At 46.8% G+C, this 15,490-nt stretch carries 12 protein-coding genes; 10 read left to right on the top strand and 2 right to left on the bottom strand.

Annotation, left to right across the window (positions count from 1 at the left end; all coding sequences use genetic code 11):
• Positions 1 to 7: 7 nt before the first annotated feature.
• The 4 genes from ESB13_RS16285 to ESB13_RS16270 all read left to right on the top strand — a co-directional run bounded on the left by ESB13_RS16285 (position 8) and on the right by ESB13_RS16270 (position 7,425).
• A complete protein-coding gene (locus tag ESB13_RS16285) occupies positions 8 to 1,864 on the top strand; it encodes a RagB/SusD family nutrient uptake outer membrane protein (RefSeq protein ID WP_246022584.1) in 1,857 nt (618 codons plus the stop codon).
• A gap of 27 nt (positions 1,865 to 1,891) precedes the next feature.
• Entirely contained in the window at positions 1,892 to 3,505 is a 1,614-nt protein-coding gene (locus ESB13_RS16280; RefSeq protein WP_129004689.1) for a DUF4957 domain-containing protein, read from the top strand.
• Between the two features lie 52 nt (positions 3,506 to 3,557).
• Entirely contained in the window at positions 3,558 to 4,829 is a 1,272-nt protein-coding gene (locus tag ESB13_RS16275; protein ID WP_129004688.1) for a glycoside hydrolase family 28 protein, read from the top strand.
• 61 nt (positions 4,830 to 4,890) lie between these two features.
• Positions 4,891 to 7,425 (top strand): glycoside hydrolase family 95 protein, encoded by a 2,535-nt coding sequence (locus tag ESB13_RS16270; RefSeq protein ID WP_129004687.1) that lies wholly within the window; start codon positions 4,891 to 4,893, stop codon positions 7,423 to 7,425.
• A gap of 179 nt (positions 7,426 to 7,604) precedes the next feature.
• Here ESB13_RS16270 and ESB13_RS16265 read toward each other — a convergent pair whose 3' ends face one another.
• A complete protein-coding gene (locus ESB13_RS16265) occupies positions 7,605 to 8,495 on the bottom strand; it encodes a helix-turn-helix domain-containing protein (RefSeq protein ID WP_129004686.1) in 891 nt (296 codons plus the stop codon).
• Between the two features lie 197 nt (positions 8,496 to 8,692).
• On the opposite strand from ESB13_RS16265, the gene ESB13_RS16260 reads away from it, so the two are divergent.
• The 4 genes from ESB13_RS16260 to ESB13_RS16245 all read left to right on the top strand — a co-directional run bounded on the left by ESB13_RS16260 (position 8,693) and on the right by ESB13_RS16245 (position 11,758).
• Positions 8,693 to 9,544 (top strand): aldo/keto reductase, encoded by an 852-nt coding sequence (locus ESB13_RS16260; RefSeq protein WP_129004685.1) that lies wholly within the window; start codon positions 8,693 to 8,695, stop codon positions 9,542 to 9,544.
• A 14-nt stretch (positions 9,545 to 9,558) separates the two neighbouring features.
• The gene (locus ESB13_RS16255; RefSeq protein WP_129004684.1) at positions 9,559 to 10,542 is read left to right on the top strand and encodes an aldo/keto reductase; all 984 of its coding nucleotides are present in this window, start codon (positions 9,559 to 9,561) and stop codon (positions 10,540 to 10,542) included.
• 144 nt (positions 10,543 to 10,686) lie between these two features.
• The gene (locus ESB13_RS16250; RefSeq protein ID WP_129004683.1) at positions 10,687 to 11,028 is read left to right on the top strand and encodes a hypothetical protein; all 342 of its coding nucleotides are present in this window, start codon (positions 10,687 to 10,689) and stop codon (positions 11,026 to 11,028) included.
• Positions 11,003 to 11,758, top strand: coding sequence for a toxin (locus ESB13_RS16245; protein ID WP_129004682.1), 756 nt, complete (start codon positions 11,003 to 11,005; stop codon positions 11,756 to 11,758). Before ESB13_RS16250 ends, ESB13_RS16245 begins: the two co-directional genes overlap by 26 nt.
• 11 nt (positions 11,759 to 11,769) lie before the next feature.
• On the opposite strand, the gene ESB13_RS16240 is transcribed toward ESB13_RS16245, so the two are convergent.
• Complete coding sequence (locus ESB13_RS16240) at positions 11,770 to 13,566, bottom strand: LuxR C-terminal-related transcriptional regulator (protein ID WP_220399688.1); 1,797 nt, start codon at positions 13,564 to 13,566, stop codon at positions 11,770 to 11,772.
• Positions 13,567 to 13,800: 234 nt separating this feature from the next.
• Between ESB13_RS16240 and ESB13_RS16235 the strand changes: the two genes are divergently transcribed.
• Together ESB13_RS16235 and ESB13_RS16230 are read left to right on the top strand one after the other, a co-directional pair.
• A complete protein-coding gene (locus ESB13_RS16235; RefSeq protein WP_129004680.1) occupies positions 13,801 to 14,127 on the top strand; it encodes a DUF4870 domain-containing protein in 327 nt (108 codons plus the stop codon).
• A gap of 93 nt (positions 14,128 to 14,220) precedes the next feature.
• Entirely contained in the window at positions 14,221 to 15,465 is a 1,245-nt protein-coding gene (locus ESB13_RS16230; RefSeq protein WP_129004679.1) for a hypothetical protein, read from the top strand.
• Positions 15,466 to 15,490 lie beyond the last annotated feature (25 nt).

Here is a 15,490-nt window from a genome sequence, read left to right as displayed (position 1 = left end):
TTGATCGATGAAATGTATTGCCATGTTCTTCCGTAATAACATAATAACAGCAGCGGCTATCGCCACGCTGGCCCTGGCAGCCTCCTGCAAGAAATTCATAACCATAGATAATCCTTCTACTGTCACTTTAGACAGGGAGTTTGAAACTGTATCATCCACCAGCTCGGCTTTAACAGGGGTGTACGCCCTTATGGCCGGCTCCGATGGTTATGGCCAGCGCCTGGCGAATATATTCCCGCAGTCGGCCGATGACTTTAAAGCCGGCGGTAACTATAGCGCGCTCGACAGAAGGGGCATTGGTATGTATGGCGTGGCGCCCGTAAACAACGAGCTGCCCGCTTCTTTCCGCCGCTTTTATATGGGCATTGAAAGAGCCAACCTCTGTATTAAATATATCCCGCTTTCTCCCGCTTACCTGAATGGTAGCGAACAACAGAAAAAGGATATGCGCCGTATGCTCGGTGAAGCATATACCCTGCGCGCGCAGTTCTATTATGAACTGGTGCGCAACTGGGGTGATCTGCCTTTTCATGATGTTCCGGCAGCAGACCTGGCCGACTTCTCCCTGCCCAAAACCGATAGGGATTCTATTTACGACCGTGTACTGGGCGATCTTAAAATCGCCGAAGAATATGTTCCCTGGAGAACGGAGTCTACGGATGCTGCCAATGCTACCCGCATTACAAAAGCAGCAGTAAAAGGTATCCGGGCCAGGATAGCGCTTACCAGGGGTGGTTATTCCCTGCGCTTTGCACATAGCATCTATGGACAGCAAATGGCACGCCCTGCCGATTACCTCGATTACTATAAGATCGCACGTGATGAATGTTACGATATCATTCAGCGTGCTTCGGAACATGACCTGACCACTTCTTATGAAAATGTCTTCAGGGCTTTGCATTCCAACATTGCGCTCGATGTAAACCACGAGATCATTCTTTGTGTGGGCGCCTATGGTAATAACAGCAGCAGCCTTGGCTACTATAACGGCGTACGGCATGCCGCAGGCTCCCGCTACAGCAATGGCGGCGGTGGCAATATTGCCATCCCTACTTATTTCTATGAGTTCGACTCTATTGCAGATGTAAGAAGAGATATCACTATCGGCTCTTACGAAATAGATGCTTCCAGTAACAAGATCCTTAATACTGCCGCCAATATGACCGACGGTAAATTCAGAAGGTCATGGACCAATATCGGTGGCGCCGCGCAAACGTTGAATATTGAATGGCCGCTCCTGCGCTTTTCCGATGTGCTACTCATGTTTGCCGAAGCGGAGAATGAATTGAACAACGGACCTACCGCCGAAGCAATCGCCGCTTACGAAAAGGTAAGGAAAAGAGCCTATGCAGGTAACCTCGACAGGATGGGCGCTACGCCTACCAATAAAAACGATTTCTTTACAGCGCTTGTAAAAGAACGTTACCTGGAATTTGGCGGCGAAGGCATCCGCAAATATGATCTTATCCGCTGGAACCTGCTTTACTCCAAAATACTCGAAACCCGGGCCAAACTCAGCCAGATGATGCTGGGTGAAGGACGTTATGTAAATGTGCCCGCAATTATTTATGTAAAAGCAAACAGCTATAATCCGGAGAACAATGTGGTAGCCGAAGAAAATACGCTTTCGCTATATGGCGGGGTGCCTTCGAAAGTGTTTTTTGAACAGGGACTTGGCGGCGGCACTACGCCAGCGGGTTATACTGCCAAAGCCTGGCGCAACTCCATCAACCTGGAGTTTATATCGGGCGACAACAGTGGCTTCGCGCGTTACTTCGAGCCCAATAAACGCGAATTGTTCCCGCTGCCTTCTGATATCATCAATGAAAATAACAAGCTCAAAAACGATTGCGGCTGCTTCTAAACAGCACTATCTCTAAATAGGACTATTATGAAACAGTACTTATATATCCTGCTCGTGCTGCTTGGCGGAATGTCCGCCTGTAAAAAGGAAGAACTGGGCGAGCTGCGTATGTTTACGCCTACGGGAACCGTTGCCGTCTATCCGTCTACTTCCAGCGTACTGCTGCGTTGGAAACAATCCATTAATACCGATACCGCTTCCACTTCGTATACGGTAGAGGTTTCAAAGGATTCACTTTTTGCTACTACGGACTTTACTTTTCATACCGACTCTGCTGCCATCACCTTACGTGATACCAGCCTGGCGGTGCGTGTGGGTTATTTTGCCCGTATCAAAGCCAATGGCAACAGCGGAAGAGTCGATTCCCGCTGGTTACAAAGCCAGAAATTCGCGATCATAGGTGAGCAGTTGATGCTGCCCATCCGCGACCCGGAACTCTTTGATACGAAGGTGACGCTGCGCTGGAAAAAAGCAACTGATATCACCAGTATCCTGCTTGTTAGTCCTGGTGGACAAAATACTTACCCCGTATCAGCTGCGGAGCTGGCCGATTCCATGAAAACCATCACCGGTTTAACGCCGCTTACGCATTATACGATGGAATTATATGCCGGCACGAAATCCAGGGGTTACACCAGCTTCACTACGCTTGCTGCGGTGAACTACAGCTTTGCCATTACGCCTGCCGATAACCTTGCCACTGTTATCGACACCTGCTCCAATGGTGCTGTTATTGGCCTTGCGCCGGGTGAGTATGGCATTGGTACAGTGGGTGCCTATATCATCAGGAATAAATCGATCACACTGCGCGGAACCGCGGGTGATCCTGCACTTACAAAAGTGAACTTCAAAGAGTTTACACTTAAGGGGAATGAGGCCGGCCTGACCTTATATGCGCTGGAACTGGATGGTAAAAACAATACTGCCACCTATGTCATTAACCTTACTGGCCTCAATGCCGACGGCGATAATGCGGCATTCAAGAATGTCATTATCGAAAACTGCCGTATTCATGACTATACCAACTGCCTGTTACGCGCCAACAGGGGCGCCCAGGCCGGGTCGCATAGTATTAACGTCATTCAGTTGAGGAATAGCCGCGTGTATAATAATACCATGGGATCGCCCTATACCGAGTTTACGATGGATAAGCTGAACTTTTCCCAACTGCTCATTATGAACAATACTTTCTATAAGGCAGGGCAAAGTATCGTGTCATGCGGCACCGCTGTAACAGCCGCCACTACACCAAAGGTGACGATCGATCATAACACGTTCAACAGCTTTGGCTTTAACAATAGTAGGGTGCTTTTCGATGGCAATGCCAATACAGTTGCGTTTACAATTACCAATAACATCTTTGCCAATACACCACGCACAGGATCGGCTTATGGCGATGCATTCAGGGCGTCCGCTACTTCATCGGTTGTGTATTCTTATAATAACTCGTTTAATTTTTACAGTACAGGCACTACTGCCCTCAACCTGCCCAATGGTACCAATATCACCAAGGCAGGCAACAGGAATATAAGCCTGAATTGGGATGCCAATACCACCAACTTTACATTGCCCGCTAACTCGGAACTGAGGACGGCAGGCTCAGGAGGCTCCGCCATCGGCGATGTGAACTGGACGTATTAAAATCACTTTCCGCAACAATGGCTTTTAAACAGGAACTACTAATATTCGGGATATGACAGTAAGAAGATTCATGATATGTTTGTTGTTTGGCGTTTTATGGTTGTACGCCGGCACGGCTGATGCACAACATCAGCTGTTGCCGGAAATACCGCAACAGCATTCTTATAATATAAAAGACGAAGGCGCCATCGGTGATGGCAAAACGCTGAATACGGTCTTCATTCAGAATGCGCTCGATAAAGCCCGCACTTCCGGGGGGATAGTAGTGGTGCCTAAAGGCGTATTCCGTTGCGGACCGCTCACCATGTATAGTAAAACGAACCTCATCCTGGAAGAGGGCGCCGTGCTTACGCTCACCAGCGAGATAGAAGGTTTTCCGGTTGCAGACAATCGCTACCTGAATTTCATCAACGTAAATAATGCTACCGACATTAAGATCAGTGGTAAGGGTACGCTCGACGGACAAGGCAGCATCTGGTGGCAGCGATTCATAAATAAGGAAATCACGGCGCGCCGGCCGCAAATGGTATTTATTTCCAACAGCAGTAAGATTGAGGTGGAAGGCATTACTTTCCTGAACCCACCCAATACGCACCTGTCATTGAAAAATACAAGCGAAGTGTACATTCATGGCATTACCATCTCTGCCCCTGAGAAATCTAAGAATACCGACGGCATCAATATCTCGGCGCGTAACTGTCTCATCGAAAAATGTAATATCAGTACAGGCGATGATAATATCGCCATCAACTTCGGGAATAAGCAGGCCGCAGCAGACGGACAGGAATGCCGTAATATCGTTATAAGGGATTGTTACTTTGGACATGGTCACGGATTGTCCATCGGCAGTTATACTTCAGGCGGATTGAGCAACCTGGCCGTAAGCCGCTGTGTATTCGAGGGAACCACTTCTGCCATTCGCATTAAAACGGCCCGTGGCAGGGGAGGACTGGTAGAAAATATCAGTTACAGCGATATCTCCATCAAAGACGTGAAATGGCCCATCTTCATATCGGAATACTATCCCAAAGAACCCGCTGCTCCGCAGGACGATACGGTTACACAGGCGGGAGAAAGAACTCCTGAATACCGTAATATCTCTTTAAAGAACATAAAGGTTACCGGCGCAGGAGAAGCGTTGAAGATCTGGGGACTACCGGAGTCGCCGGTGAAGTCGCTCTACTTTTCAAACGTTACCGTAGAGGCGATATTGGGAGTACAATTGTACCATGTAAAAGATGCTGTATTCGAAAGCTGCCGCTTCTCTTCGCGGAAGGGGGAACGGGTAAGCACTTTCAAAGCAGACTTCAAAGGCAGCCTCTGACAGACTGCTCTTTCACCTATTTGATAAGCTGGAATTTTGTCATTTTCACAAATCATTGCTCATGCCCAATATCAAAACCTTTATCGCTGCGTTGGCCTTACTACAGGCCGGAACGGTAGCAGCGCAGGACGATCTGAAGCTCTGGTACAATAAACCCGCGCAGGCCTGGACAGACGCGTTGCCGTTGGGTAACGGCCGCCTCGGCGCTATGGTATATGGTATCCCTGATTCAGATACCATTCAAATCAACGAAGATACTTTCTGGTCAGGCAGCCCTTACCAGAATACGAATCCCAATGCCAAAACAGCATTGAAGAAAATTCAGCAGTGCATCAATGATGGCAACTATGCCGATGCGCAGAAGCTTTCTCTCGAAAATATTATCGGCGATCGCAACATCACTTCACACGGACAGGTGTACCAGTCGGTAGGTAACCTGGTATTGAAATTTCCTGAACACCGCCAGTACGAAAATTATTACCGCGATCTCGATCTGTCTACAGCCATTGCTACTACAAGGTATAAGGCCAATGGCGTACAATACACACGCGAAACTTTTACTTCATTTACCGACCAGGTGATCATCATTCGCCTCACTGCCGACAAGGCCGGCAAGATCGATTTCAATACCTCTTTTGCAGGCCCGCTGAAAGCGAATATGGTGACTGCTGTAAGTAACGTACCTGCCGGCTTGAACAACCTGATAGTCGTAAACGGGAAATGCACGCGGGAAAAGGAAGAGAATATTCCCAACCTGCTGCATTATAATGCCCGCATTAAAATTGTCGCCGAAGGTGGCACACAAACTGCGGAAGGCAATGGTATTAAAGTCTCCGGTGCCGATGCAGCAACTCTTTTCATTGCTGTTGCTACCAACTTCAATAACTATAAAGATATCTCCGGCAACGCGGAACAGCGGGCGGAAAACTACCTGTCCAGGTACACGGAAACATATGAGGCTGCAAAGGCAGCGCATATTGCTGCCTATAAACAACAGTTCAACAGGGTACAACTATTCCTGGGTAAATCCGGGCAAACGGCAAAGCCTACCGATCAGCGTATCATGGAGTTCTCCACTACCAGCGACCCTTCGCTGGCGGCTGCTTATTTCCAGTTTGGCAGGTACCTGCTCATCGCCGCTTCGCAGCCCGGTACACAGCCTGCCAACCTGCAGGGCATCTGGAATCCCAACGCAGGTCAGTATCCTGCATGGGATAGTAAATACACCACCAACATCAATGTGGAAATGAACTACTGGCCCGCAGAAGTAACCAACCTCAGCGAATGCCATGAGCCTTTCATTAAACTCATAAAAGAAGTAAGTGAAACCGGTAAGCAGTCTGCTGCCGGCATGTATAGCAGCCGTGGCTGGACCCTGCATCATAATACCGACCTCTGGCGTTCCACAGGGGCCGTAGACAAAATTGCAGGTATCTGGCCTACTTGTAATGCCTGGTTTTGCTTGCACTTGTGGGAGAAATATCTCTTCTCCGGTGATATCGCTTACCTGAAAGAAGTATATCCCATCATGAAAAGTGCTGCGGAGTTCTACATGGATTTCCTGGTGAAAGATCCTAAAACAGGATATATGGTGGTATCACCTTCTATGTCGCCTGAAAATACACCGGGACTTCAAACCTATGAAGTAACGAACCCCGATGGTACCGTGGTGAAAGAGCGTTGCTCTGTGTTCTCCGGTATTGCCATGGATAACCAGATGGTATTCGACCTGCTGGCCAATACGATCGATGCGGCGGCGATCCTGAGGGTCGACGACCAGTTCACGACAGAACTGAAACAACTGCGCGGAAAACTGGCGCCTATGCACATAGGCCGTTATACACAGCTACAGGAGTGGCTGGAAGACTGGGATAGGAAAGAATCTTCACATCGTCATGTTTCGCATCTCTGGGCCATGTTCCCCGGGCGTGAAATATCACCCTATACCCAGCCAAAGCTTTTCGAAGCTGCGCGCAACTCGCTCATTGGCCGTGGCGATGCCAGCCGTGGCTGGTCTATGGGCTGGAAAGTATGCCTGTGGGCGCGTTTCCTCGATGGCAACCATGCCTATAAGCTAATACAAAACCAATTGAAGTATAAGCCAGCTACAGCTACCATCAAAGACCAGGACGGTGGCACCTACACCAATATGTTCGATGCACATCCTCCTTTCCAGATCGATGGCAACTTTGGCTGTACTGCCGGTATCGCAGAAATGTTGGTACAAAGTCATGACGGTGCGGTAGCATTGCTGCCTGCCTTACCCGATGCCTGGCCCGCAGGTTTTGTAAAAGGATTGAAAGCACGTGGCGGTTTTGAAATTGTGAACATGGAATGGAAAAACGGTGCACTTGCTTCTGTTACCATCAAATCTTCCATAGGCGGAAACCTGCGCCTGCGTTCTTATAACCCATTAGAACAACAGCAGTTGGCAGTAGCAAAAGGAGAAAACAAAAACATTCTCTTTAAACGTCAGCCAGTAACAGATCCCGTTATATCAGCCCAGGCTTCTTTTGCGGGAACAGGCTTGAGACACTCCTTCGAATATGACATAGCAACCCAGCCTGGTAAAACGTATACTTTCCTGGCTAAATAAGATATAAAGCCTTTATCCTTACAAATAAGATACCTGCGGCATCTCAGCTGGAGCTGTGGGTATCTTGTTTTCTTCCATCCCCATGCGTCTTCAGCCCCGTACCCTGCCCAATAGCATATTGGGATATTTATGGATAATTTTATGGGTATGGTAAACCCAGCTTCATTATTAGCACCTTCCTAATTCTGCGTCCGGTATTCATTGGGCGAGATGCCCACCTTTTGCTTGAACAATCTTGTAAAATGCTGCGGGTATTTGAACCCAAGCTCATAAGCCACTTCGCTGATCGATTTGTCGATATCGAAGATCCGCTCCTTCGCTACATTGATCAGTTTGGTTTGTATATACTCCTGCGCCGACTTTCCCGTTTCTTTTTTAATAAGATCACCGAAATAATTGGCGGATAAATGAAGCGCTTCGGCGCAATAAGCCACCGAAGGCAATCCTATCGTTTGAGGTTTGTTGGAAGAAAAATAACCGGCGAGTAAATCTTCAAACTTTTCAAGAATACCTTTATTGGCATTTTCCCGGGTAATGAATTGCCGGTCGTAAAAACGGGTACAATAATTCAGCAATAGCTCGATGTTGGAAGTGATAAGCGTTTTACTGTGCTTGTCTATCGACTGCTGCAGTTCGTAATCGATCTTTGCAAAACAATCTAAAATAAGCTTACGCTCTTTCTCCGAAAGATGCAGCGCCTCGTTGGTGCTGTAGGAGAAAAAATTGTAATCGTTCATATGTTTTCCCAGCGGCGTATGATGCAGCAGGTCGGGGTGGAAGATCAATCCCATTCCGCTGGGCTGGTAATATTCATTACTGGTAACTTCCGCTACCTGTCCGGGTGCAAAGAATACCAATGTGCCATCCTGGTAATCATAATAATTATTGCCATACCTGATATCGCCGCATTTCACCTGTTTCAGTATAATACAATACATATTGAAATACATTTTGTATTGCTTGCGCGGCGCAGCTTTTGACAGGTCTACAACACTTACCAGCGGGTGTAATACCTCGTTATTGTTGTAGTTATTGTAATCGCTGATCGTGTTGAAATTTATGATATCCATAACTGCACTTATTTCTTATACAAATTTATATATTTCAATACTGTGCCATCGAAAAGGAGGCTGCCATCAGTAAAAATGGTAAGAATGCCAGTAATCCGTATAATATTCCGGCGCCGCTCCCTGGCTACATTTGTATGCTTCTGGCGAAGACAAACAAATTAGTAGTAAGTCTTCAGATCTTCAATGAAATAAGAAATATGGAAAACGTAATCCTTAACAATGGTGTGGAAATGCCCATCCTGGGTTTTGGGGTATACCAGATCCCTGATGCGGGCGAATGCGAAAAATGTGTGCTGGATGCAATAGAAACCGGCTATCGTTCTATCGATACTGCGGCTGCGTATGGCAATGAAAAGGCAGTGGGCAATGCTATCAGGAAAAGCGGTGTGCCGCGTGAGGAGCTTTTTATCACTACCAAGCTATGGATCCAGGACCAGGGATATGAAAGCACAAAAAGGGCATTCGATAGATCGCTGGCCCACCTGCAACTCGATTACCTGGATTTATATCTTATCCATCAGCCCTTCGGCGATGTGTATGGCTCCTGGCGCGCAATGGAAGAACTATATAAAGAGGGCAAGGTAAAGGCGATAGGTGTCAGCAACTTTCAGCCCGACAGGGTAATGGATCTCATCACTTTCAATGAGGTGATTCCTGCCGTGAACCAGGTAGAAACACATCCTTTCTGCCAGCAGACGGCAGCACAACAGTTCCTGGAAAAGAATAAAGTGCAGATAGAGTCCTGGGGGCCTTTTGCTGAAGGTCGCAATAACCTGTTCCAGAACGAAGTACTGGCTGCTATAGGTGTAAAGTACAATAAGTCCATCGCACAGGTAACGCTGCGCTGGCTGATACAAAGAGGAGTGGTGGCAATTCCTAAATCGGTCCGCAAGGAACGTATGAAGGAAAACTTCAGCGTTTTTGATTTTGAATTAAGTACGGCAGATATGACTGCTATTGAAACCTTGGATGAGAATAGAAGCGCTTTCTTCGATCACCGTGATCCGGAGATCGTGAAAATGCTCAGCGGCTTTAAAATAAAACACTAAATTAAAAGACTAAAATGAAAAAGAGAATACTGGGAAGTTATGGCCTTGAAGTTTCTGCAATGGGGCTCGGCTGTATGGGATTAAGTTTTGGCTACGGCCCCGCTACAGACAAACAGGAAGCCATTAAGTTATTGCAGGCTGCATTTGAAGGAGGGATTACTTTTTTCGATACTGCCGAAGCCTACGGCCCTTTTGCGAACGAAGAACTTTTGGGTGAAGCACTGGCCCTATTCCGGGACAAAGTAGTGATCGCTACCAAGTTCGGATTCAAAGAAGGTAAACCTGGACTGGGTATGGATAGCCGTCCTGAAACCATCAGGGCAGTTGCTGAAGCCGCTTTAAAAAGACTGAAAACAGACTACATCGATTTGTTTTATCAACATCGTGTAGACCCCAATGTGCCGATTGAAGAGGTAGCCGGTACCATACGTGATTTAATCAAAGAAGGGAAAGTAAAATACTGGGGACTTTCTGAGGCCGGCGTACAAACGATCCGCAGAGCCCATGCCGTTCACCCGGTAACAGCCTTGCAAAGTGAGTATTCATTATGGTGGCGTGAACCCGAACTGGAGATTTTGCCAACCCTCAAAGATTTGGGTATTGGCTTCGTTCCTTTCAGCCCTCTGGGCAGAGGCTTCCTGACAGGAGCTATTAATGAAAATACAAAGTTCGACGCAACGGATTTCAGGAATATAGTGCCACGCTTTTCCGAAGAAAACAGGAAGGCTAATAATGCATTTGTTGAATTACTGAAGTCTATTGCCTGGGATAAGAATGCCACTCCTGCACAGATAGCGCTCGCGTGGCTGCTGGCACAGGATGAATCGATCGTTCCTATTCCCGGAACTACAAAACTGCACCGCCTGCAGGAGAATATGGCGGCTGCCGAAATAGAACTTTCCGAACAGGATCTGAAAGAGATCAGCGACGCGGCAGCCAATATAGCTGTACAGGGAGATCGGTACCCGACGCATTTGCAGAATACGGTGGGTAAATAACCAACAGCTCTTTTCCCAGGCATAGATTCACAAAGCGAATCTATGCCTGGGAAAATTCATGTGTGTCTTGATCTGGAGGATTTCTGCAAGTTTCCCGGGCTAGTATATTTTTTGTAAATTTGATAAGAGAAAACCTGTTTCGCTATGAATAGGAGAGATAGCTATAAAAAGATGAGGGCGTTAAAGAGGGAAAGCCGACGGCCGGGCAAAAAGGCTGGTTTTTGTGCCAGGCGTCGTATATGGGATGTAAAATCTGAAGATGACTGGAATACTGACTTCCTTATTAATGTAGGACGTTCTGCGGCAATTAACGCTATCAATGCAAGCAAGGCTTTGGGTATTCCTATTACTTATCTCGAAAATAATAAAGTCGTTAAAGAAGAGGCAAGCGGCCAAAAAAGCATTGTTCAGGAACTGCCCGAAGTACAGCTTCGTAGATTTAAAAAAGGGACTGTAATCCATGTCAGAAAGGTTACCCGTCCATAGAATGCGGATCTTTGCAGGCCCTAACGGCTCCGGAAAAAGCACCGTCATCAGTGAAATACAGACGAAAGTAAGAACCGGTCCCTATGTTAATGCCGACGAAATTGAGAAAACCTGTAGGTTGCATAAGTTTGTTAATCTGTCTGACTTCAGTCTCATATCCACAAAAGAACATTTTGAATCCTATCTCCAACGTTCAACGTTATTAGCTAAGGCAAAAAAGGAAGGGTATATAATAGATCTCTCTTTCAGCGACAATGTGATTGTTACTGGTCGGAATACAAATTCGTATGAAGCAGCTTTAATTGCTGCCTACTTAAGAGATTTAATGATTACCAAAAGAGAGACATTCTCCTTTGAAACAGTTATGTCACACCCTTCTAAATTGGAAACACTCAAAAAGTCGGCATCTGCTGGCTTTAAAAATTATCTCTATTTCGTATCTACAGCAGACCCTTCGATTAATATAGAGCGCGTAGCTGATCGTGTTCTTAAGGGGGGACATAATGTTCCTTCTGATAAAATTAAAGAACGTTATTTTCGCTCGCTTGAATTACTCATCGAAATGATTCCCTATTGTCATCGTTGCTTTGTTTTTGATAACTCTGGAACCCGCTTCCAGTTGATAGTGGAGGTCGTTGACGGTGAGCAAATTATTGTGCATACTGGAGATCCTATTCCAGGTTGGATAGAGGCATATCTTTTAAAGCCAATGACAGGAGACAATAACTAACCTCCCGCCTGTTAACCCAGCGACATGATCAGGTTATCGAGATTATCGTCTTTCCCCAATCCCAGCTTTTGCTTAATACGGTAACGGGCCATCCTGATGCTCTTGGGCTCGATACCCAGCCGGGTGGATATTTCTTTGGTAGACAAACCCATCAGTATGTAAGAGCAATATTTCATATCCAGCCTGGTGAGCGAATCGCCTGAACGTTGCCGCAGCCGCTCGAAAAAGGTGGAATGTACTTCTACAAAATCAGTTTTGTGGCCTTCGTATTCTTCATCAAGCCGTTGCTGTTGTTTGATGAGCTTTTTGAGCTGGTCATTGCCGGAAGTATTTTTGTCGGACAGCATTTCTATCAACTGGCTCTTCTCCTGTTTCTGAAGCTGCTCTGCCAGCAGTTCTTTTTCAAGCCGCTCCTGGCGTTCGCGCATCAGGGTTTGCTCTGCCAGCAGTTGATTGGTTTCTGCTTCTTTCAGTTTTACTTTCAGCACAACTTCTTCTTTCTCCTTATCAACCAATGCCTGTTTGCGCATGGAGGCTTTTAACCGGTAGTTATAAGAAATAAGCAGGAATGCCAGCGCCGCTACTATTGCTACACCCAGGCCTATATAAAGAATGTTGCGTCGCTGGGTAAAGGCAGCCTCCTGTTCCAGTAGCTGTATTTTCTGCTCCTGTTGCGCAGAGCGGTAACGCGCGTCTATACGTTGCGTATTGGCAATACGTTCCTGGTTAACGGCTTCCTCGTTACTGGTGACATAACTTTTCAGGTAGGCTAGTGCGCCTTTGGTATCGTTGCGTTGCTCTGCTACCCTTGCCAGCATACGGTAAATACGTGACTGCGAGCGGGGCATCTTTACGGGCGAAATCTCTGTCTGGTGTATGGCTGCCAGCAATATTTGTTCGGCTTCTTCAGGATGCCCGCTTTGCAGTACATACTCACTGCGCATACCATAACAGTTGATCAGTATCTCTGTCAGTCCCGTTGACGTCGCGATGGCTTCTGCTTTATCTAGATAACCGTAAACACTGTCTTTATACGTGGGAGGAAAGTGCTGGAAATAAATATTCGCTATGTTTAATGCAACGGCGGCGGTGTTGCTTCGTACCAGCACGCGGCCACTTTCACGATCGCTTATCTGTATCGACTTATTATAATAATAAAGTGCTGAATCAAGCAGGAGGCGCTGCTGGTTATGTAGTTTGTACTGATCATAAAAATGCTGGCCCATGGTATAATAAGCGGTATTCAATACATCGGGTTCGCCATTGTTTAAGGCTGCTGTATAACATTTTTCCGCATAATCGGCCTGGCGTTTTTCATCTGAGCCGTAGCTGTAAATACTGGCGAGATAATGATAGGTGAGCGCTGCATAACCATCAGCTTTCGCCATCCTGAAATAATCCAATGCCTTCAGGAATTTGGATACCGCCATATCTTCTTCATTATCTACCAGGTCCAGCCAGCCGTTGCGATACCATACCATGCCTTTCGCGATGGGGTCGGTGGCTTTGCTTTCGTATAACATGGCACTGTCTAATGCGGCATAGGCGGCTGGTTTATTTTTCTGCTGCACCAGCAGTTGAATGCGGGTAGCATATATCCATGCTTTGGCGTCGGGGCCCGATGCCTGCCCGGAATCGCCGGCCAGTGTCAAAGCGTAGGGCAGGTCTGTTTCAAAATAAGCCCTGGATAACTTGCAGCGGAGTACGGTTTTTTCATAATCCGTTACCCCGGATTGTTGTAAACGTTCCTTTAGGGAATCGATATAACGCTGCTGGCCGGAGGTGGTGGCTGCAAATAATAGGGTCAATAAACAGGTTAGGAACGGTATGGTTAGGATAGATCGTTGCATTGAAAGGTAGAAAGAAAGAATCAGGCCAAAAAGGTTGAAAAACTATAATGTGTTATCGGCCAGTACTTTAGGTATAAGCTGTAGACATTCTGTAGATGCTGGTGGCATGGCTTGTAGACCCGTTGTAGCTGCCGTTTTCTGGGAATCGCTTCGCCGGGTGTGTAGGTTTGCATTGAACCAAAAAATAAAACTATGACAAATCGTACCATGGCTATAGTAGCCTACATCACACTTATCGGATGGGTTATCTCCTATGTATCTTACCGTAATTCGGACGATAAAAGTCCTTTTGTCCGTTATCACCTGGGCCAGGCGCTCGGTGTTATGATCTTCTCGATTTTACTAAGTGTGGCTATCGGTATCCTGGCAGGTATTGTGCCGGCGCTGGCCACCGTTCTTTATATCGTATCGCTGGTGCCCCTGGTTTTCATGCTGCTGGGCATCATCACAGCTTCTAACAATGCAGAACGTCCTATCCCTTTGATAGGCAAGTTTGTAGAGGGGAAATTCTCCTTGTAGGGCACACTTTTTGAAACCATAGGTCAACGAAAAACGGCGGCGGTGTTTCTACGCCCTGCCTCTATTATAATTACCATCCGAAGTCTATACCATATGCAAAAACTAATCGTATTGCTGCTGCTCCCGTTTATCTCATGTGCACAAGGCCATCAAAATAAACAGCTGGATAAGGAAAAGGTGATCAATAAGAAAGTCGACACATTTATGGTTGCCTGGCGTAAACCCTGGATCGAACTGGAGAAGGCGATAAACGACCTTCCCGATTCCGCTACCGCAGGCAGGATCGCCGCTTACCAGCAACACCCTTTCTTTAAAGCCTATACCGGTTTTATCGAAGAGAATGGGAAACATTATATAGCCGCAAGAACCCGCTTGTTCGAACAATATGCCGCACCGCCGCAGGCTTTGTTACAGCTTTCATGGCAAAAGCCGGAATGGCCCCTTGCCGAACAAGAAAATACCAACCTCACGCTGTTGTCGCTTGCCTTTTTGCGCAGCTTCGATCCCTCCGCTATAGCCCAAACAGCTTATAATATAGCAAGCCCTTCCCTGATGTCTTCTCATAACCTCGGTATTGCCGATGCTCAGAAATTGTATGGCATACGCGAATTATATGGCACACATATTTACACGAAGAAATTATCGGATACCGTATGGCAATGTTGGACGGCCGATCATCTCTGGGCCGTAAGTTTCGATTTTAATCTGCGCAGAGGCATGCTTTCCAATATCAGGCATACCCAACCTGGCGACCCAAAGTATGCAGCTATGCAATGGCCCGGGTCAATGGTGAAACCGGTAAACGAAACCAATCGCTTATTGGCCGACCTGAGAATGCTGTTATGGGAAAGCTACCCCTCTGCCACAACTTACGATAGTTTGCCTTATAACTACCAGCGGCAGTTAAGCCATAAGCTGGTGCACGATTTTAATAACCGGCAGCATAGCCGCTATAGGGTGGTGCGTAAACAGTCTCTCGAACAATTGGATCACAATGCACCCGATCTCTCCGCTTATAAAGAACAAACAACGCCGGCAGATAATATCCTGAGAGATGAGGATACCAGTTTTTGGGCCAGTTATTATTTCGATCATGAACAATTGGATTTTTCTATAGGCAATGCCGCCGCCCTTTATTTCCAGGCAGGCGAAAAAGAGATCATCAGGCGTGTTCAGTATAATATCTTCTTTCCCGCTTCATATCATGCCCGTAAACTAAATGCCAGCGAATGGGAAGTGTGGGCATTAAAAGACACCGATGCTGTGTCCTATATCTGGAATATAAACACCGGCCATGTCCAACAACCGCGTTATTGGGTGAAAATAGTTCCGCACTAATTCAAACCATTTCAGCGCTTTATAT

Source organism: Filimonas effusa (assembly GCF_004118675.1).
In the GTDB taxonomy this organism is placed as follows: Bacteria; Bacteroidota; Bacteroidia; order Chitinophagales; family Chitinophagaceae; genus Filimonas; species Filimonas effusa.
The sequence above is the reverse complement of the archived record's forward strand: the minus strand, read 5'-3'. Positions and strand labels throughout refer to the sequence as shown.